Source organism: Telluria sp. ZB2R32 (genome assembly GCF_059685715.1).
In genome coordinates this window covers 1,071,327-1,090,139 of record NZ_JCASIG010000001.1, presented here as the reverse complement: position 1 = coordinate 1,090,139, position 18,813 = coordinate 1,071,327, and the positions used below count along the sequence as shown (strand labels likewise).

Below are 18,813 nucleotides of genomic sequence, written 5' to 3'. Positions count from 1 at the left end.
GAGGATGCGATGACCGCTCCGAGACTACTCCCAGCGGTCATTGCCTTAGCGGCATTGTTGACCGGATGCGGATCGACCGGCGAACATAAAAAGCTGGCCCCGCTGCCCTGGAACCATAAAATCACCGCCAAGCATGGCGACGTGGCGCTGCCGGCGGCCGGCTCCGGTCGCGGCGGCTACTACAAGGACGACGGCCCGGGGCTGAACATCCCGCCCGGCCTGGAACTGGTGCCTGACGCCATCGTGCGCGCCGAGCCGTATGCGAAATGGGCGAACCGCCCGTATTCCGTCTTCGGCCAGACCTACAATCCGATCCTGCACGAGGAACCGTTCAACCAGCGCGGCGTGGCCAGCTGGTATGGCGTGAAATTCCACGGCCAGCGCACCTCGTCGGGCGAACCCTACGACATGTACAAGATGACGGCCGCGCATCCGACGCTGCCGATCCCGTCCTATGTGCGCATCACCAGCGTCGCCACCGGCAATTCGGTGGTGGTGCGCATCAACGACCGCGGCCCGTTCCACGCCAGCCGCATCGTCGACGTCTCGTACACGGCAGCATTGAAACTCGGCCTGCTGGGCAAGGGCAGCCACGAAGTCGAACTCGAACGCCTGTTCCCGGAGGATCCGAGCCGCCTGGCCACGCTGCGCCGCGCCGCGACCTCGCTGGCGCAGGCACTGACACCTGCGGCTCCCGCGGCGCCGGCACAGTCGCTGAACGTCACGCCGCCGCCGCCGGACATCGCCGCGCTGATGCTGGAAGACCGCGTGCAGTCCGACAGCGCGGCCGCGGTGCAGGCGCTGCCTGCACGCCAGGGACTGGCGACCTCGAACGCGGTGTCCGGCTTTTACCTGCAGCTGGGCGCCTACAGCCGCGCCGACAAGGCCCGGGAAATGAGCCGCCAGCTGGCCGACGCCGGCGTCGCCATCGGCAACCTGGAAGTGGCGCCGGCGGGCAGCGTGCACCGGCTGTACGGCGGCCCGTTCGGGTCGCGCGCCGAGGCGCAGCAGGCGGCGCGGGCGCTGCCGTCGGCGTTGGGGTTGAAGCCGATCGTGGTAAAGCGCTAGAGGATCTGCGGCAGTGGCGTAACGTAGGGTGGGCACTTGTGCCCACGCGGTACGGCGCTTGATCCAAGCTTGCTATCGATCTCGCAAACCGTGGTGATGCGCCGTACGTGGTTCGAGCGGAAGCCGCATGGCATCCACCCGTGAGGCCGCGTGGGCACAAGTGCCCACCCTACGGTTCAACGGCAGATGTGTAAAACCGCCGCCGCCATCCCGCGCCCGGCCTCGACGATCCGGCCGCGGATCGACGTGTCGATGTTCCGGAAGCGGTACGCGAAGCGCTGTGACTGCGGCCCGCGCGGCAGGATGCGCACGTTGGCGACGCCCTGTTTCGCCAGCCGCGCCTGCTCGCTGCGCGCCGCCGCCTCGGTCTTGAACACGCCCAGCGAAATCGCCCAGCGCAAGGGCGAGTCGCCCTGCATCACAAAGGAATTGGTGACGCCGCGCTCGCGCAAATCGGCCGTGCGGCGGTCCGCGCCTTCCTTGCCGCCCTGCGGCGGCAGGTAGACCATGTAGCTGCTCACTTCCTGGAACGGCACCGTCAGACGGGTCTGGCGGGCGCCCAGGTCGAGGGCGGCCAGGCGCGTTTCGAAGCGGCGCGCGTCGAAGGCGGTAAAGGCGTCGGTCTCGACACAGGGTACGGCGGGCGAGGCTGGGGCCGCTGCTGGTGCCAGTTCGGGTTCAGCGGGTACTTCGGCCGCGGCGGTGGTGTCGGTGGCTGCCTCGGCGGCGGCAGCAGTGGTGGCCGCATCCGCGAGCGCCTGCGCCTCGGCGCCGCTCAGCAGCACCAGCTTGTCGGCGGCCAGCTGGTTGCGCAAGCGCGCCGGCTCGCGCACGTCGCCGTCCGGACTACCCAGGAAGCCGCGTCCATACGCGAACAGCAGCGCGTTCGCGCACAACAAAGCCCAGAATACGAATCTCAACAAGTGCTGTCCCCCATTCGCGTTGCGGCCAGGGCCACCGCGTGCAGCCCGACCAGCACGATATTATCGACCAGGCGGTGCGCACAGGTGAGCGCCGGCGCGATATACGGCGCGGCGCCACCCGACAGGATGCACAGTACGCCGCCGTGGGCCGCATCGTGTGCCGCACCGTGTGCATCGACCGCGCGCTCGATCGCGCCGGCCTGGGCCGACAGGCAGCCGGAGACGATGGCGTCGTTCGTATTGTCGGCGAACTGCGGCGGCGGCGCGGCGCCCGGCGTCGCCTGCGGCAGCTGGGCCGTGTTCTTCGCCAGCGCGCCGGCCATCAGGGCCAGGCCGGGCAGGATCATGCCGCCGACGAAGCGGCCCTCGCTTGATACCGCATCGACCGTGGTCGCGGTGCCGGCCGTGGCGACCACCAGCGCCTGACCTGGCGCCAGCGCGCGCGCGCCGATGGCGGCGGCGAAGCGGTCGCAGCCCAGCCGCTCCGGTTCGCGGTAGCCGTTGACCAGTCCCGCGCGCTGCGCACTCGAGGCGAACCATTCGGTGGCGATCGGCGCGAGCAGGGCGGCCAGGCGCTCGCGCAGGGCGGCGCCGGCCACGTTCGAGACCAGCGCATGGGTGACGCCCTGGCCGTGCCAGGCGGCCGCCGCGGCGTCGAGGTCGGCGTGCAGGGCGGCGCCATGCGTATGCCACTCGCCGGCGGCGGCGCCGGGCGCCGCCAGTGCCCATTTCACGCGCGTATTGCCGGCATCGATCAGCAGCAGCATTTACAGACCCTTCACGCGCAGCGACACGTCGCCGGCCAGCACGGCGATGCGGCCCTCGCCCGTGTCGAGCAGCAGGCGGCCGGCATCGTCGACGCCGGCGGCGCTGCCTTCATGCAGCACGGTGCCGCCGTCGAGGACGGTCACCAGTTCGCCCTGCCAGGCATGGCGCCGGTTCCAGCGCGCGGCGAAGGCGGCAAAGCCAGCGCGCTCGAATTCGCCCAAGGCGCCGGCCAGGCCGTCCAGCAGCGCGGCCAGCAGGGCATTGCGGTCCATTCGCGCCAGCCAGGGCAGCGAGGCCACGCTGCGCCCGATCTGCGCTTCGAGTTCGTCCGGCATCACCAGGTTCAGGCCGATGCCGATCACGGCCCAGACGCCACCCTGCGGCGCCGCCTGCGTCTCGATCAGGATGCCGGCCAGCTTGTCACCGTCGCGCAGCACGTCGTTCGGCCATTTCAGCCCGACCTGCACGCCGAGGCCGTCGAGCGTTTCGGCGAGGGCGACGCCGACCGCCAGCGGCAAACCGGTCAGGCGCGGCAGGCCGCCTTCGAAACGCCAGGCCAGCGAAAAGGTGAGCGAACCTGCGCTCGACGACAGCCAGCTACGGCCCGCGCGTCCGCGCCCGGCGGTCTGGTTGCGGGCGACCAGCAGCAGCGGCGCCTGCAAGGAGGCGGCGCGCGCCAGCAGGTCGGCGTTGGTCGAGCCGGTTTCCTCGACCACTTCGACGTCGATACCGGCGCCGGACAGCGCGACGATCGCGGCGCCGTTCATGCGGCCTCCTTGCGCGGTTTCGTCGGCGCCTTTGCAAACAGCAGGTCGAACACGACGTTCGGCAGCGCGCGCAGCAGCTTGGCGGCGACGCCCATCTGCCAGGGCAGCACGCGGTAGCTGGCGCCGCGCGCGATCGCGCGCACCGCGCTGGCGGCGAAGCGCTCGGCCGGCATCAGGAAGGGCATCGGAAAAGGATTGTTGCGGGTCATGGGAGTATCGATATAGCCGGGCGCGATGGTCACGACGCGAATGCCGGAGGATTGTAGTTCGAGGCGCAGCGATTCGCAGTAGGTGTGCACCGCGGCCTTGGAAGCGCAATACGCGCCGGCGCCGCGCATGCCGCGCACGCCGGCGACGCTGCCGATCGCCACCAGGCGGCGCCTGCCGGTTTGCGCCTTCATCGGCGCGATGAAGGGCGCGAAGGTGGCGACGGTGGCGCCGACGTTGGTGGCGAAGACGGACTCGAACACGGCCAGGTCTTCAGGGCGCTCGGTGAGGGTACCGTGCGAGATGCCGGCGCAGGCGATGACGATGTCGGCGCCGCCGGCAGTGTGCAGGAAGTCGCGCGCGGCCGCCGCCAGCGCCGCATGGTCGCGCACGTCGAGCGCATAGCTGCGGTGGCGTTCGGGGTGGGGCAGGGACGACACTAGCGCGGCAAGCACCTCGCCGCGCCGCGCCACCAGGCCGACGGTGGCGCCGCGCGCCGCGTATTCGCGCGCCAGCGCCGCGCCGATGCCGCTCGAGGCGCCGGTGATGAAGACCCGGTCGGCTCCAGCGGCCGCGGTCATTTCTTGTCCGCTTTAGCCGCTTTGGCTTTCTCCACCAATGCGTCCATTACCTGCAGGGCGACCTGCTGCTGTTCCAGTTCGGACTGCGCGCCATGGTTGTGCGATTCGTCCGGGTTCGCCATCGATGGCGAAGTGACGAAGCGGCCGTCGACGGCGACGAATGGCCAGTGGTCGACCTTGTAGTCGTTCATCATGGCGGCGGCGCGGCGCACGCGCGACTGCACGCCCATCGAACGGTAGGCGTCCGTGAAGCGGGTACGGTCGATGCCGGCCTTGGCCGCCCACTCGACTACTTCGTCGTCGTCGGTGAAGCGCACGCCCTGCTGGTGCATGGCGGCGAACACCTTGCTGTGGTACTGCTCGGTCAGGCCGAGCGCTTCGAGCGTGGCGAACAGGCGCAGTTGCGGCAAAGCGCGCTGGCCGGCGGCCACGTGGACGCGCTTGAAGGCGATGTTGTCGCCCTGTTTTTTCACCCATGCAGCCAGCACCGGCTCGAACACGTTGCAGTGCGGGCAGGAGTAAGCGAAGAACTCGATGACTTCGACCTGCTTGCCGGCCGGGGTGTCCATCTTTTGCGGCAGCACCTTGTAGTGCACGCCTTCTTTCGGAGCGGCGGGTGCGGCGGAGACGATGCCGCCCAGGGTCAGCAGGGCAGCGGCACAGATTGCACGGCGAAGCAGTTGCATCGAGTTTTCCTTGTGGGTTGAGGGTAACTGCGGGGTTACTTCTGATTGCGGACGATGGCGACGTCGATGCCGCTGTCGAGCAGTTTGGCACGCGCCTTGTTCACGGCTTCCACCTGGCTGAACGGGCCCAGGCGTACGCGGTGCAGGGTACCGCTGTCGCTGGCGCGGTCGGTGATCGCCGCTTCGAAGCCGAGCAGGGCCAGCTTGGCGCGGGTGTTCTCGGCGTCCGACATTTCGCGGAAGGCGCCCGCCTGCAGGTAATAGATGTACTTGTCGTCGCCACCGGCGGTTTGTGCAGCCGGTGCGGCAGGCGCGCCCGCGGGCGCTGCCGCCGGTGCCGGTGCCGCCGGCGCGGCCGGTTTCGGTTCGCTGGCGGCGGTCATGCCGGCGATTGCCTGGCCGAGCGGATCGGCGTCGGTCGCGGCAGCCGGCGCCGGTGGTGGCGGGGCTGCGGCGGCCGCCGCCTTTTTCGCTTCGCGCTCGGCCAGCTGTTTTGCCGCTTCGCGCGCGGCGTCGCGGTTGCCGTACATCGGCTTGTTCGGGTCGTTCGCCAGGCTCGGCTCGAGGTCGGCCGGACGGCCCATCTTGTTCGAACGGTCGGTGAAGGGCGAGGCGCCCTTGGTGATCATCAGCGCGACCACGACGGCGATGCCCAGGCCGATGATCAGGCCGATGATGATGCCGGTCAGGGTGCTGCCGCGCTGGCGCGAAGGGAGACGAAGGGATGCGGTCATGGTCGCTTGTGCTAGGGGAGTTACGCTTCTGGAGCGGCTTGTGTTGCATCCTGCGCTTCGGCCGGCGCGCGTTCCATCTTGTTCGGCGCCGAGACGCCGATCAGGGCCAGGCCGTTGCGCAGCACCTGGCGCGTGGCGGTGGCCAGGGCCAGGCGCGCCAGCTTCAAAGCCTCGTCGTCGTCGAGCAGCCACTTGTGCGCGAAATAATAGCTGTGCAGTTCACCGGCCAGTTCGCGCAGGTAGAAGGCGACCTGGTGCGGGCCGAGTTCGGCCTGGGCGCGCTGCAGCACTTCCGGATAGGCGGCCAGCTTCGACAGCAGGCTGGCTTCGTGCGGCGTGGTCAAGGCGGCCAGGTCGACGTTCGCCAGCGCCGCTTCGTCGCCGCCCCAGTTGGCCAGCGCCGAGCAGATGCGCGCATGGGCGTACTGCACGTAATAGACGGGGTTTTCGTCCGAGGTTTTCAGGGCGACGTCGACGTCGAACACGAACTCGGTGTCGGCCTTGCGCGAGATGAGGAAGAAGCGCACCGCATCGCGGCCACGGGTGATGTCGCCATTGCCCGACCATTCGATCAGGTCGCGCACCGTCACGTAGGAACCGGCGCGCTTGGAGATTTTGACTTCTTCGCCGTCCTTCATGACGGTGACCATCTTGTGCAGCACATAGTCGGGATAGCCCTGCGGGATGCCGATGTTGACCGCCTGCAGGCCAGCGCGCACGCGCGCGATCGTCCCGTGGTGGTCGCTGCCCTGGATGTTGATGGCCTGGTCGAAGCCGCGGCGGAATTTTTGAACGTGGTAGGCCACGTCCGGCACGAAATACGTATAGGTGCCGTCGGACTTGCGCATCACGCGGTCCTTGTCGTCGCCGTAATCGGTGGTCTTCAGCCACAGCGCGCCGTCCTGCTCGTAGGTGACGCCGGCGTCGACCAGGGCTTGCACGGCCTGTTCGACCTTGCCGTCGGCGTACAGCGAAGACTCGAGATAGTAATTGTCGAACTTGACGCCGAACGCCTGCAAATCCTGGTCCTGCTCGTTGCGCAGGTAGGCGACCGCGAAGCGGCGGATCGATTCGATGTCGTCGGCGTTGCCGCTGGCGGTGGCCGGTTCGCCGTCGCTGGCGGACACGGTTTGTCCGGCCAGGAAGTCGGCGGCGATGTCGGCGATGTAGTCGCCGTTGTAGGCCGACTCGGGCCATTCTGCGTCGCCCGGCTTGAAGCCGCGTGCGCGCGCCTGCACCGAGTTGGCCAGCGTGGCGATCTGCACGCCGGCGTCGTTGTAGTAGAACTCGCGCGTGACTTCATGGCCCTGCGCTTCGAACAGCGACGACAAGGCGTCGCCCAGCGCCGCCTGGCGCCCGTGGCCGACGTGCAGCGGGCCGGTCGGGTTGGCCGAGACGAATTCGATGATCGCGTGGTGGCCCTTGCCGGATTCGCCGCGTCCGAACGCCGCGCCCTGTTGCAGGATGGTGCGCACCACCGATTGCTTGGCGCCGGCGGCGACGCGCAGGTTGATGAAGCCGGGACCGGCGACGTCGGCCGCTTCGACCAGGCCCGCCGCGTTCGGGTCGGCCAGCAGGGCCGCGACCAGGCGCGTGGCCAGTTCGCGCGGATTGGTCTTCAAGGGCTTGGCCAGTTGCATGGCGATATTGCAGGCGACGTCGCCGTGGCTCGGATCGCGCGGACGCTCCAGGACGATATTCGGCTTTTGCTGCGTCGGCGTCAGATCGGTACCGGCGACGATCGGCGCAAGGGCGGCCTGGAAGAGGGCGACGATCTCTTGTTTTTGTTGGGCGAGCATAGTGTAGGCGGTCAATGAGTTCGGTGAGGCGGTGGCACGGCCACGGCATATCAGAGGTTCATTATACTGGTTTGCCGCAACGCCGAATACCGCATGGCGGTTCGGCAGAGGCGCTGTTTAAGCTCGACCAAAGACAGAGTCGGTACAATGCGCTCTTTCTCCGTACCGACCCGCCATCATGACCGACAAGCGCCGCACGCTCTCCATCAAGCCCAAGGCCGCCAGCGCCCAGGCGCCCAAACCCGCGGTCCGGCCCGCCGGCAATCCAGCCGCCCAGTACGCGCGGCCGCAGGCAGCCGGGCAGCCGGCGCCGAAGCCGGCGCCGAAACCTGTAGCGAAGCCGGCGCCAAGGCCGGCCCCGGCGGCGCGCCCGGCCTACGAAGTCAAGCCCCAGTTCCAGCAAGACTTCCGCCCGGACCTGCCGGCCGACTCGCTGGCGCTGGCCATGCTGGGCGCGGCCAGCGCCGTCGCCCAGGTACGCGCCGGCACCGCGCTGCCGCAGGCGCTGGCGCAGGTGTTCGCCGCGTATGGCGTTACGCCGCAGGGCCGCGGTGCGATCCAGGATCTGGCCTACCGCACGATGCGCGGACTCGGGCGCGCCGAAACGCTGCTCGGCCTGATGACGACCAAGGCGCCGGACGTGCCGATGCTGGTCGGCCTGATCGAGTGCGCGCTGGTGCTGCTCGATCCGCCCGAAGGCGAAAGGGCGGCCTATGAACCGTTCACGGTCGTCGACCAGGCGGTCACGGCGGCGGCACACCACCCCGATTTCGCCCACGCCAAGGCGATGGTGAACGCGGTGCTGCGCCGCTTCCTGCGCGAACGCGACACGCTGGTGGCGACGGCGCTGCAGCAGCCGCTGGCGCAATGGAACTATCCGCAATGGTGGATCGACGCCACCAAAGCGGCCTACCCGCGCGACTGGGAAGCCATCCTCGCGGCCGGCAACCGCCAGCCGCCGCTGACGCTGCGCGTGAATACCCGCAAGACTTCGCTCGAGGATTACCTGCGCCTGCTGGACGAGGCCGGCATGGCGGCCGACGTGGTCGGCCCGCAAGCGCTGCGCCTGAAGCAGGCGACCAACGTGGCGCAGATCCCCGGTTTCCACGACGGCCTGGTGTCGGTGCAGGATGCCGGCGCCCAGCTGGCGGCGCCCCTGCTGGATCTGCACGACGGTCAGCGCGTGCTCGACGCCTGCGCCGCGCCGGGCGGCAAGAGCGGCCACATCCTCGAGGTGGCGCAGGTCGAGCTGACCTCGGTCGACGCCGACCCGCAGCGCCTGGCGCGCGTGGGCGACAACCTCGGCCGGCTCGGCTTCGAAGCCACCCTGGTGGCGGCCGAAGCGCAGACGCAAGGCTGGTGGGATGGCCGTCAATACGACCGCATCCTGGCCGACGTGCCGTGCACGGCCTCGGGCATCGTACGGCGCCATCCGGACATTCGCTGGCTGCGCCGCAAGACCGACACGCGCCAACTTACAACACTTTCCGGGGGGATACTCGACAATCTTTGGCAGATGCTGCGGGCCGATGGTAAATTGCTGTTTGTGACATGTTCGCTCTGGCCCCAGGAATCGGAGGCACAAGCGGCCGCGTTCGCGGCGCGCCACGATGACGCCATCCGCCTTGATGCGCCGGGGCAGCTGCTTCCCTCGAGCGGCGCCGGGCTCGATCACGACGGCCTGTTCTACGCCCTGTTCCAGAAGAGAGCGTAGACGTCCCGTACAGTGTCGTTCCCGCACAATTCGCGCAACGCATCATCGCTCAATTTACTTAGGTTCCGGCCCCTTGTGACTTCACGATTTTTCCGCCTCCTCGCCTGCCAGCTGCTGCTGGTCTTCGCGTGCGCAACGGTGCAGGCGGCCGACGGGATCGACATCACGCTGGCGCGAATCGAGGCAAGCGACGAAGGCTACCGGCTCGGCGCCAATTATTCGTTCGACCTGAACCGCGACCTGGAAGAAGCCCTGCAGCACGGCGTCAAGCTCTACTTCACGACCGAAATCGAACTGACGCGGCCACGCTGGTACTGGCGCGACGACCGCGCCGTGTCTTCCAAGCGCACGGTCAGCATCTCCTACGACGTGCTGCTGCGCCAGTACTATGTCTCGACCGGCGGCAGCGTCCAGCAAACCTTCCAGACTTTGGATGAGGCGATGTTCCAGATCCGGCGCCCGGGGCGCTGGGTGATCGCTCCGAAAAGCGCATTGAAATCCGGCGAAAGCTATGAAGTTACCCTGCGCATGTACATGAACCGCGACCTGCTGCAAAAGCCGCTGCAGGTCAATGCGCTCAGCAACTCGGACTGGAACCTCGCGTCCAACAGAAAGACCTTCACCTACCGTGCGGAGTAAGGCGTGAACCAGGCCATACGCTATGCGCTGGTCGTCGGCGGCGCGGTCGTTTCGATCCTGTTGTTCCTGCTTGCCTCGGCATCCGACAGCTCCGGCTTCCTCGGACCCTATTACACCTGGCTGCTCAACCTGAACGTGACGATCGCGTTCCTGCTGCTGGTGCTGGTCGTGGTCGCCCTCGGGCGCCTGTATTCGCGCTATAAGGCCAGGCGCTTCGGCTCGCGCCTGATGGCCAGACTGGTGCTGCTGTTCGCCGGCATCGGCATCCTGCCGGGCCTGGTCATCTTCATGGTGTCGGTGCAGTTCGCCTCGCATTCGATCGAATCCTGGTTCGACGTGAAAATCGAATCGGCCCTGCAATCGGGCCTGAACCTCGGCCACGCCGCGCTCGACGAGTCGCTGGCCGAACTGTCGGCAAAGAGCCAGACGGTGGCCGCGACCCTGTCCGGCCAGGACGACGCCGGCGCCCAGCTGGCGCTGTCGCAGCTGGTGGCGAACACCGACGGCATGCAAAGCGCGCTCCTGCTCGACGCCGGCGGCAAGCTGGTGGCCAGCGCCAGCGAAGACCGGCGCGCCGACCTGACCGCCGACCTGCCGAACCCGCAGATGGTGCGCCAGGCCGCGATGCCCGGCGGTTATGCGCGCGCCGAGGGCGGCATCGAACTCGACTTCCGCGAAAACACAGGAAACGGCACGGGTAACGGCGCCAGCTCCACCGCGCTCGACGCCGCCACCGGCCTGCGCCTGCGCGTGGTGATGGCCGTGCCCGAGCCGCCCGGCGTGGCGCCGCGCTACCTGCAACTGATGCAGACGGTGCCGGTCAACCTGGCCACGAATGCCGAGGTGCTGCGCAGCGCCTTCAGCGAATACCAGCAGCGCTCGGTGGCGCGCGAGGGCCTGAAGCGGATGTATATCGGCACCCTGATCCTGACCCTGCTGCTGGCGATCTTCGGCGCCATCGGCAGCGCAGTCCTGATCGCCGGGAACCTGGCCCAGCCGCTGCTGGTGCTGGCCGAAGGCACGCAGGCGGTGGCCGAGGGCGACCTGTCGCCGCGCCCGATCGTCGAGACCACCGACGAACTGGGCACGCTGACGCAGTCCTTCAATGCCATGACCGGCCAACTGTTCGAAGCGAGGAGCGCGGTCGAACGCAACCGCGCCGCGCTGCAAAGCGCCAAGGCCCACCTCGAATCGGTGCTGGCCAACATGTCGGCCGGCGTGCTGGTGCTGGACGCCGACGGTACCGTCGTCAATTCGAACGAGGCCGCCTGCCGCATCCTGCAGATGGAGCAGTGCAACCTGAACGGGCCGCTGTCGAAAATCGAGGGCCTGGAGAATTTCGCCGCCACCGTCACGCGCGCGTTCTCGACCCAGAGCGCGCAGTCGGCCGCCGGTACCGCGCGCCAGCGCACCCACTGGCAGCAGGAAATCGAGATCCCGCGCCGCGATCCCGGAGAGGACCACGACACCACCTTGCTGGCGCGCGGCTCGCGCCTGCCGGTAGGCGTGGGCAGCGGCTTCATCGTCGTGTTCGACGATATCTCCGACGTGATCTCGGCGCAGCGCTCGGTGGCCTGGGGCGAAGTCGCGCGGCGCCTGGCGCACGAAATCAAGAACCCGCTCACGCCGATCCAGCTGTCGGCCGAACGCCTGCAGATGAAGCTGGAAGGCAAACTGGAAGCGCTCGATGCGGCGCTGCTGGCGCGCGCCACCACCACCATCGTCAACCAGGTCGACGCCATGAAGCGCATGGTCGACGACTTCCGCGACTATGCGCGCACGCCGCCGGCGGTACTCGAACCGCTCGACCTGAACGGCCTGATCGAGGAAATCCTCACCTTGTACCTGGCCGAGGACGCCTCCGACATCATCCATGCGACGCTGGCGCCGAACCTGCCGCGCGTGATGGGCGACCCGACGCAATTGCGCCAGGTGATCCACAACCTGCTGCAGAACGCCCAGGACGCCTTGAGCGACCACGGTCCGGGCGCACAGGCGCCGCGCATCGACGTCGCCACCGAGATCATCCGCTACACCGGCGCCGACGGCACCGCGGGCGAGGCCGTGCGCCTGGCGATCCTCGACAACGGCCCCGGTTTCGCGCCCAAGATCCTGGCGCGCGCGTTCGAACCCTACGTGACCTCGAAGGCGCGCGGCACCGGCCTCGGCCTGCCGATGGTGAAAAAGATCATCGATGAACACGGTGGCCGCATCGACGTTCAGAACCGTCCGGACGGAAGTGGCGCGTCGGTATTCATTTTGCTGTTAAAGTTAGCACAAGAGGCGAACTTGGCCGAAGTGTAAAAGAGGCATAGAATCATGGCTCGATTACAACTGAAACGCACTGTTTAACGCGGGTGGAGACGGAAGGCAACGATGGCAAACATACTCGTAGTTGATGATGAAATGGGCATCCGCGAGCTGCTCTCGGAAATTCTGGGAGACGAAGGCCACGCAATCACACTGGCCGAGAACGCGCAGCAGGCACGCGAAGCACGTGCCGCCGGCGCACCCGACCTGGTCCTGCTCGATATCTGGATGCCCGATACCGACGGCGTCACCCTGCTCAAGGAGTGGCAACGCGATGGCCTGCTCACCATGCCGGTCATCATGATGTCGGGCCACGCCACCATCGATACCGCCGTCGAGGCGACCCGCATCGGCGCCCTGAATTTCCTCGAAAAGCCGATCGCCCTGCAAAAGCTGCTCAAAGCCGTGCAGCAGGGCCTGACCCGCGCCCAGGAAGTGGCGCGCGCGCCGGTGCCGCCGCCGCGTCCGCCCATGCCGGCGCCGGTGGTCGAAGCGCCGCCCGTGAGCAACCCGATGTATGCGGCCCAACCCGTGCCGGCGCCGTTGAACGGCGCGCGCGTGGGCGTGATCGGCCATGGCGAAACGCAAGGCTATACGCTCTCGTTCGACCTGCCGCTGCGCGAAGCGCGCGATGCCTTCGAACGCATGTACTTCGAACACCATCTCGGCCGCGAAGGCGGCAGCATGACGCGCGTGGCCGAAAAGACCGGCCTCGAGCGCACCCACCTGTACCGCAAACTGAAGCAGCTCGGCGTCGAGCCGGGCAAGCTCGGCAAGCGGGGCGGATGAAGGGCAGATGAGCGGTAGCGATCCGGCGGCCCGCAGGCCGGCGGACCCTGCTGGCACCTTCGCATCCGGCTCCTCTTTGCGTCATCCGATTCCTACGGTGCTTGTCACCGGACCCACTGCAACAGCGCGCGAAGCGGCCATCGCCGCCGCCATCAAGCACCCCGCTACGCCCCGTAGCGATGGGGCTGCCGTCATCCTGGAGGGCCTCCCGGACGGCAATATCATGCTGGAAGCATCCGACCAACTCGTGATTTCGCGCATCGCGCCCGGTTGCCTGTGCTGCGCAGGAAATCTGGTGATGCGTGTTACATTGAATCGTCTGCTACGTCAGCGTCCGGCCCGTCTCTTCATCGGGATTGCCGACACGACGCACCTGGACCAGTTGCGATCATGGTTGAGCAGTGCACCATACGATCAGCTGTTGGCTTTGCTGCCCGACCTGCACTCTTGAAATTGGTCGCGCGAGCCCCACCTCTTCACTAAGTTAAAGCCTGTTGCCCGCCGCCGCGCGACAGGCAATCACTCTGATTGAGAGAAGGAGTCACCATGAACATGATCTACAACAGCGAACAGTACAGCGTGGTCGAATTTGGCGTCGATCGCGACCTCGAAGCCCTGCGCTTCGGCGGTTACGAGATCGTCGACAAAGCCGGCCGCCGCGAAGCGTTCATCGGCGGCAAACTGGCGCAATCGTTCCGCCGCGACGTCAACAACCTCATTGCCAGCGAGCCCACCATGGAAGAAATCGACGACTTCCTTGGCTCCTACGACACGATGATGAACCAGCCGGTGGTGCTGCATTAAGCTCGCCCAATACGCTGGAGGATCACCTATAGACGGCCAGGGACATAACGGGATGCAGGCGCCGCACTAGCCGGCGCCGCGTCCGCCCTGGGTCTGCCCCATCCCGCGCTACACTCCGGCAACATGGTAAGCTCTTCGCCATGTGCCAACTCCTCGCAATGAACTGCAATGTCCCCACCGACATTGTGTTTTCCTTTACCGGCTTCGCCCACCGCGGCGGCCGCACCGATACCCATCACGACGGCTGGGGCATCGCCTTTTTCGAAGGCGCCGGCGTGCGCCATTTCGTCGACCACCAGGCCGCGATCGCTTCGCCGATCGCCGAACTGATCAAGCGCTATCCGATCAAGTCGACCAACGTCATCGCCCATATCCGCAAGGCCACGCAAGGGCAGGTTGCGCTCGAAAACTGTCATCCCTTCGTGCGCGAACTGTGGGGCCGCTACTGGGTCTTCGCCCATAACGGCGACCTCAAGGAATTCACGCCGCATCTCGACGGCGCCTTCCGCCCGGTCGGCACCACCGACAGCGAACAGGCCTTTTGCTTCCTGCTGCAGGAATTGCGGCGCCGTTTCGGCGACACGGCGCCGAAGCTGCCCGCCTTGCGCGCCGCGCTGGGCGAACTGGTGCGCGCGGTGTCCGCCTACGGTACCTTCAACATGCTGCTCTCCGACGGCACGGCCCTGTTCGCGCACTGCTCAACCAAGCTCAGCTACATCGTGCGCCAGCATCCGTTCGTTACCGCGCGCCTGTCCGACGAAGACTTGTCGGTCGATTTTTCGCAGGTCACCACACCCAAGGACCGGGTTGCCATCATCGTCACCGAACCGTTGACGACGGATGAGACCTGGACCACCTTCGCGCCCGGGGAGATGCTGGTATTCCTGGACGGCGCACCGATTCCGGCTGATTTGTAGCCTACGGGCATCTTTTTAACCATAAAACGATGCCCCAAAGCCACTAGTTGCCGAGAATGGAGTAGAGTGGGCGGCTTGAATCCGACTCCGCGACCGCGATGACCGATACCGCCAGCCTCGACCAGCCATCCCAGCCTTTGCAACTGCGTAATTTCTATCTGGCGCGCCAGCCGATGCTGGACCGCAACCAGGCCCTGTTCGGTTACGAACTGCTGTTCCGGCACACGGCGGACAACAGCGCCGAGATCGATTCGGACATGGCGGCCACGGCCGCCGTACTGGCCCATACGGTCCAGCTCGGCTTGCCGCGCGCGGTGGGCGACGCCGTCGCTTTCCTGAACGTCGATACCGAAGTGCTGATGAGCGATATCTTCGCCTTCCTGCCGCGCGAGCACACTGTGCTCGAACTCGTGGGTTCGGTGGAGGCGACGGAACCGGTGCTGTGGCGCCTGGCCGAACTCTCGGGCCACGGTTTCAAGTTCGCCGCCGAGGCCAGCGCCCACGGCAGCCGCCTGGGGCGCCTGCTGCCGCTGCTCGACTACGTGAAGGTCAACCTGCGCGCGATGCCGCTGGTGACGATGCTGTCGCTGGTGCCGCGCCTGCGTGGGACCGGTAAACGCCTGGTCGCCGAAAAGGTGGAGAGTCAGACCGAATACAAAACCTGCCTCGACCTCGGCTTCGACTACTTCCAGGGCTTTTATTTCGCGCGCCCGTCGGTCATCGCGGGCCGAAAACTCTCGCCCTCGCAACTGGCCATCGTCGACCTGATGAACCTGGTGACGTCGGACACCGACAACAGCGAGATCGAACGCGCGATCAAGCGCGACGTGACCCTGTCGCTGAACCTGCTGCGCATGGTGAACACACCGGCCGCCGGCCTGCGCCAGCGCATCGATTCACTGGCGCAAGCGCTGATCGTGGTAGGACGCCGCCAGCTGCAGCGCTGGCTGCAGATCATGCTGTATGCGGAGCCGGGCAACCGCGGCCATACGCAAACGCCGCTGCTGATGCTGGCCAGTACCCGTGCACGCCTGATGGAACTGCTGGCCGCACGCCTGCGCCCGGGCCAGCGTCACCTGGCCGACATGGCCTTCACGGTGGGCATCATGTCGCTGATGGATACGCTGTTCTGCGTGCCGATGGCCGACCTGGTCGAGCAGATCCCGGTGAGCGACGAAGTATCGGGCGCGCTGCTGCGCCGCAGCGGCTTCTTCGGCGACTTGCTGCGCCTGGCCGAATCGTTCGAACAGATGGAAGAGGGCGACGCCATGCTGCCGACCCTGGGCGCACTGGCCGAGGGCGGCGACGACCTGGTGGAACTGGAACTGGCCGCCTTCGAGTGGAGCGGCCAGGTTGTGCGCAGCGCGTTGTAACTAAATTTATAACTAAACGCCGGCCCACTGCTGGTGCAGGTCGGGATCGGTACGCAATTCCCAAATACCGAGCGCGACCGTGGCCAGGCCGACCACGAGCATGCTGGCGCTCATGGCCCGGTCGTGCATGACGTCGACCAGCCAGGGCGAAAAGACGACCCAGGCGCCGACGATGATGTTGAGGAACACGGCCCAGGCGAAGGTTTTGTAGAGGTCGAAAATGGCCAGCACCGCCATGATGCCGCCGGCGATGAAAGCATTGATGGCGGGCGGCGAATCGCTCGGGTAAGCCATTGCCCAGGGCGACACGATCAGCCAGATGGCGAGCAGCAGGATGACCTGGTCCTGCCAGCGCCGGGTCGAGAGATGCATTGCCATGGCTCGCTCCTGAAATACGGGAAAAGTTCTTCGTCATGATTTAGACAGCACCACAGTTTCAAGGTTCAAAGCGGCTTAGCCGCCAATCTACTTGGAGGTGTCATGGACGTGTTGTTGGAAGCATCCAATCTGGCGAAATCGTATGGCGCACGGCGCGCCGTCGACGGCGTCTCGTTCCAGGTGCGGGCCGGGCAGACGCTCGGCCTGATCGGGCCGAACGGGGCCGGCAAGTCGACCACGGTCGGCATGCTCTGCGGCCTGCTGGCGCCGGACGCGGGCAGCGTGCGCGTGCGCGGCCAGGAGGTAGGGCCAGGGGCGAACGAGGCCAAGCGCCGCATCGGCCTGGTGCCGCAAGACCTGGCGCTCTACGAGGACTTGCCGGCGTTCGAGAACCTGATGCTGTTCGGCGCCCTGTACGGCGTGCCGCGCGCCACCCGCCGCGAACGCGCCACGCGCGTGCTCGAACAGGTGAACCTGAGCGACCGCGCGCGCGACCGGCCCTCCACCTTCTCGGGCGGGATGAAGCGGCGCCTGAACATCGGCGCCGCGCTGATGCATGCGCCCGAACTGCTGGTGCTCGACGAACCCACCGTCGGCGTCGACCCGCAAAGCCGCAACGCCATCTTCGACATCCTCGAGCGTTTGAAGGGCGAAGGCTGCGCGCTGGTCTACACCAGCCACTACATGGAAGAAGTCGAGCGCCTGGCCGATCACATCGTCGTCATCGACGGCGGCAAGGTATTGGCCGACGACACTCCGCTCGGGTTGCAGCGGCGCCTGCCTTCGCAGGCCGCGCTGCAGGTCGAACTGGCCGCTGCGCCGGAGCCGTCCATGCTCGACGGCCTGCGCGCGATGGCGGGTGTGACCGCAGTGCGCCACGACGGCCTGACACTCGAGATCGGCCTGGCCCATGCGGCCGATGCCATGCCCGTGATGGGCTGGCTGGAGCGCTCGGGCTGCGCGGCGGTCGGCTTCGCCACCGCCCGTACCCGCCTCGAAGACATCTTCCTCCACCTGACCGGGCGCAGCCTGCGCGACTGACATGACCGCCTTTCTTGCCCTGGTCCGCAAGGACCTGATCCTGTTCCTGCACGACCGCCGCGCGCTCCTCATGAGCCTGGCGCTGCCGATCGTCATCGCCTCCTTCTTCGGCTTCCTGTTCGGCGGCGGCGGAGAAAAGCAGGGCAGCGCGATCGAGGTCGCGCTGGTGCTGAACGATACCAGCAAGGCTGCCAGCGACATCGCGGCCGGCCTGCAGGCCGATGCGAGCCTGGCGGTTGCGCGCATGAGCATCGACGAGGCGCGCGCAGCGGTCCGCAGCGGCAAGCGCAAGGCGGCGATCGTGCTGCCCGCCGGCTTCGGCGACGCGGCCGGCAACGCGCTGTTCGGCGCCGGTTCCAAGCCGGAGATCGGCCTGCTCTACGACCCGTCGCAGCCGGCCGTGCTGTCGATGGTGAAGGGGATGCTGACCCAGCAGGTGATGCAGGTGGTGTCGAACCAGATGTTCAACGGCGTCGAAGGACGCGCACTCAACGAACGCAACCTGCGCGCACTGGAAGCACGGCCGCAGGATGCGGAGACCGCGGCCCTGCGCACCATGCTGGAAAGCGTCGTCAAGTACCAGGCGCTGCCGGCCAAGGCGGACCAGGCCGGCGCAGCTGGTGCCGCCAAGCCGGGACTGACGATGCCGTTCAGCACCCGCGACGAAGCGCTCGCCGCCGGCAAGGCCGATGGGCCGCAGGGCTACAACCCGTTCGCGCATGCCTTTGCCGGCATGGGCGTGCAGTTCCTGCTCTTCATGGGCATCGAGATGGGCACGGCGCTGCTCCACGCCCGCAACAGCGGCGTCTGGAACCGCCTGCTGGCCGCGCCGGTCGCGCTCTCGACCCTGCTGCTGGCGCGCGCCGCATCGAGCGCCCTGATCGCCTTTGCCATCCTGTGCGTGATCTTCCTGTTCTCGGTCATCGTGTTCCAGGTTCATATTTCGAGCCTGGCCGGCTTTGCCGGCGTCGCCGTGTGCTTCGCGCTGGTCACGGCCAGCTTCGGCGTGCTGATCGCCGCCTTCGGCAAGACGCCCGAGGTGGCGCGCAAGATGGCGATGTTCGCCACGCTGCTGATGGTGATGATCGGCGGCGCCTGGGTGCCGTCCTTCATGTTCCCGGCCTGGCTGCAGCAAGCCTCGCTGGCCATGCCGACGCGCTGGGCGGTGGAAGGTTTCGATGCCATCACCTGGCGTGGGATGGATTTACATGCCGTGCTGCCGGCAATGGGCGCGCAGCTGGGGTTTGCGCTGCTGTTTGCGGCGCTGGCGGTATGGCGGTTCAGGAAGATGGAAGGGTAGCGTCGACGTAGGGTG

19 protein-coding genes are annotated in these 18,813 nt (G+C 67.2%); 11 read left to right on the top strand and 8 right to left on the bottom strand.

The annotated features are described in order from the left end of the window. Nucleotides 1-57: 57 nt before the first annotated feature. Nucleotides 58-1,068 carry a septal ring lytic transglycosylase RlpA family protein gene (locus AC56LG_RS04770; RefSeq protein ID WP_497164965.1) on the top strand — a complete coding sequence of 337 codons (1,011 nt, stop codon included), beginning with the start codon at nucleotides 58-60 and terminating at the stop codon, nucleotides 1,066-1,068. A gap of 176 nt (nucleotides 1,069-1,244) precedes the next feature. On the opposite strand, the gene AC56LG_RS04765 is transcribed toward AC56LG_RS04770, so the two are convergent. From AC56LG_RS04765 to argS, 7 genes are read right to left on the bottom strand one after another with little or no spacing between them, the layout of a single operon-like run. After that, nucleotides 1,245-1,991 carry an SPOR domain-containing protein gene (locus tag AC56LG_RS04765; RefSeq protein WP_497164964.1) on the bottom strand — a complete coding sequence of 249 codons (747 nt, stop codon included), beginning with the start codon at nucleotides 1,989-1,991 and terminating at the stop codon, nucleotides 1,245-1,247. Beyond that, entirely contained in the window at nucleotides 1,985-2,758 is a 774-nt protein-coding gene (locus AC56LG_RS04760; protein WP_497164963.1) for a type III pantothenate kinase, read from the bottom strand. The genes AC56LG_RS04765 and AC56LG_RS04760 overlap by 7 nt, the downstream gene beginning before the upstream one ends. Beyond that, entirely contained in the window at nucleotides 2,759-3,526 is a 768-nt protein-coding gene (locus AC56LG_RS04755; protein WP_497164962.1) for a biotin--[acetyl-CoA-carboxylase] ligase, read from the bottom strand. It lies immediately after the preceding gene. After that, on the bottom strand, nucleotides 3,523-4,314 hold the full coding sequence (locus AC56LG_RS04750) for an SDR family oxidoreductase (protein WP_497164961.1): 792 nt from the start codon (nucleotides 4,312-4,314) through the stop codon (nucleotides 3,523-3,525). The genes AC56LG_RS04755 and AC56LG_RS04750 overlap by 4 nt, the downstream gene beginning before the upstream one ends. Then, nucleotides 4,311-5,000, bottom strand: a complete 690-nt coding sequence (locus tag AC56LG_RS04745) for a thiol:disulfide interchange protein DsbA/DsbL (protein ID WP_497164960.1) — start codon at nucleotides 4,998-5,000, stop codon at nucleotides 4,311-4,313. The genes AC56LG_RS04750 and AC56LG_RS04745 overlap by 4 nt, the downstream gene beginning before the upstream one ends. A 35-nt stretch (nucleotides 5,001-5,035) precedes the next feature. Beyond that, entirely contained in the window at nucleotides 5,036-5,734 is a 699-nt protein-coding gene (locus AC56LG_RS04740) for an SPOR domain-containing protein (protein WP_497164959.1), read from the bottom strand. 20 nt (nucleotides 5,735-5,754) lie between these two features. After that, entirely contained in the window at nucleotides 5,755-7,533 is a 1,779-nt protein-coding gene (argS, locus tag AC56LG_RS04735; protein WP_497164958.1) for an arginine--tRNA ligase, read from the bottom strand. A 178-nt stretch (nucleotides 7,534-7,711) separates the two neighbouring features. On the opposite strand from argS, the gene rsmB reads away from it, so the two are divergent. From rsmB to AC56LG_RS04695, 8 genes are all read left to right on the top strand, one after another. After that, entirely contained in the window at nucleotides 7,712-9,247 is a 1,536-nt protein-coding gene (gene rsmB / locus AC56LG_RS04730; protein WP_497164957.1) for a 16S rRNA (cytosine(967)-C(5))-methyltransferase RsmB, read from the top strand. Between the two features lie 75 nt (nucleotides 9,248-9,322). Further along, nucleotides 9,323-9,886, top strand: coding sequence for a DUF4390 domain-containing protein (locus AC56LG_RS04725; protein WP_497164956.1), 564 nt, complete (start codon nucleotides 9,323-9,325; stop codon nucleotides 9,884-9,886). 3 nt (nucleotides 9,887-9,889) lie between these two features. Further along, on the top strand, nucleotides 9,890-12,190 hold the full coding sequence (locus tag AC56LG_RS04720) for a sensor histidine kinase (RefSeq protein ID WP_497164955.1): 2,301 nt from the start codon (nucleotides 9,890-9,892) through the stop codon (nucleotides 12,188-12,190). 72 nt (nucleotides 12,191-12,262) lie between these two features. After that, nucleotides 12,263-12,985, top strand: a complete 723-nt coding sequence (locus AC56LG_RS04715; RefSeq protein ID WP_497164954.1) for a response regulator — start codon at nucleotides 12,263-12,265, stop codon at nucleotides 12,983-12,985. A 7-nt stretch (nucleotides 12,986-12,992) separates the two neighbouring features. Next, entirely contained in the window at nucleotides 12,993-13,436 is a 444-nt protein-coding gene (locus AC56LG_RS04710) for a GTPase (RefSeq protein WP_497164953.1), read from the top strand. A gap of 95 nt (nucleotides 13,437-13,531) precedes the next feature. Next, entirely contained in the window at nucleotides 13,532-13,789 is a 258-nt protein-coding gene (locus AC56LG_RS04705; protein WP_192053224.1) for a BTH_I0359 family protein, read from the top strand. 140 nt (nucleotides 13,790-13,929) lie between these two features. Next, on the top strand, nucleotides 13,930-14,706 hold the full coding sequence (locus AC56LG_RS04700) for a class II glutamine amidotransferase (RefSeq protein WP_497164952.1): 777 nt from the start codon (nucleotides 13,930-13,932) through the stop codon (nucleotides 14,704-14,706). Between the two features lie 98 nt (nucleotides 14,707-14,804). After that, on the top strand, nucleotides 14,805-16,079 hold the full coding sequence (locus AC56LG_RS04695) for an EAL and HDOD domain-containing protein (protein WP_497164951.1): 1,275 nt from the start codon (nucleotides 14,805-14,807) through the stop codon (nucleotides 16,077-16,079). 12 nt (nucleotides 16,080-16,091) lie between these two features. Here the strand turns inward: AC56LG_RS04695 and AC56LG_RS04690 are convergent, their stop codons facing one another. Further along, nucleotides 16,092-16,457 carry an SPW repeat protein gene (locus AC56LG_RS04690; RefSeq protein WP_497164950.1) on the bottom strand — a complete coding sequence of 122 codons (366 nt, stop codon included), beginning with the start codon at nucleotides 16,455-16,457 and terminating at the stop codon, nucleotides 16,092-16,094. Nucleotides 16,458-16,559: 102 nt separating this feature from the next. On the opposite strand from AC56LG_RS04690, the gene AC56LG_RS04685 reads away from it, so the two are divergent. Both AC56LG_RS04685 and AC56LG_RS04680 read left to right on the top strand, forming a co-directional pair. Further along, nucleotides 16,560-17,498, top strand: a complete 939-nt coding sequence (locus AC56LG_RS04685; protein ID WP_497164949.1) for an ABC transporter ATP-binding protein — start codon at nucleotides 16,560-16,562, stop codon at nucleotides 17,496-17,498. A gap of 1 nt (nucleotide 17,499) precedes the next feature. Further along, nucleotides 17,500-18,798, top strand: coding sequence for an ABC transporter permease (locus tag AC56LG_RS04680; protein ID WP_497164948.1), 1,299 nt, complete (start codon nucleotides 17,500-17,502; stop codon nucleotides 18,796-18,798). Nucleotides 18,799-18,813: the final 15 nt, after the last annotated feature.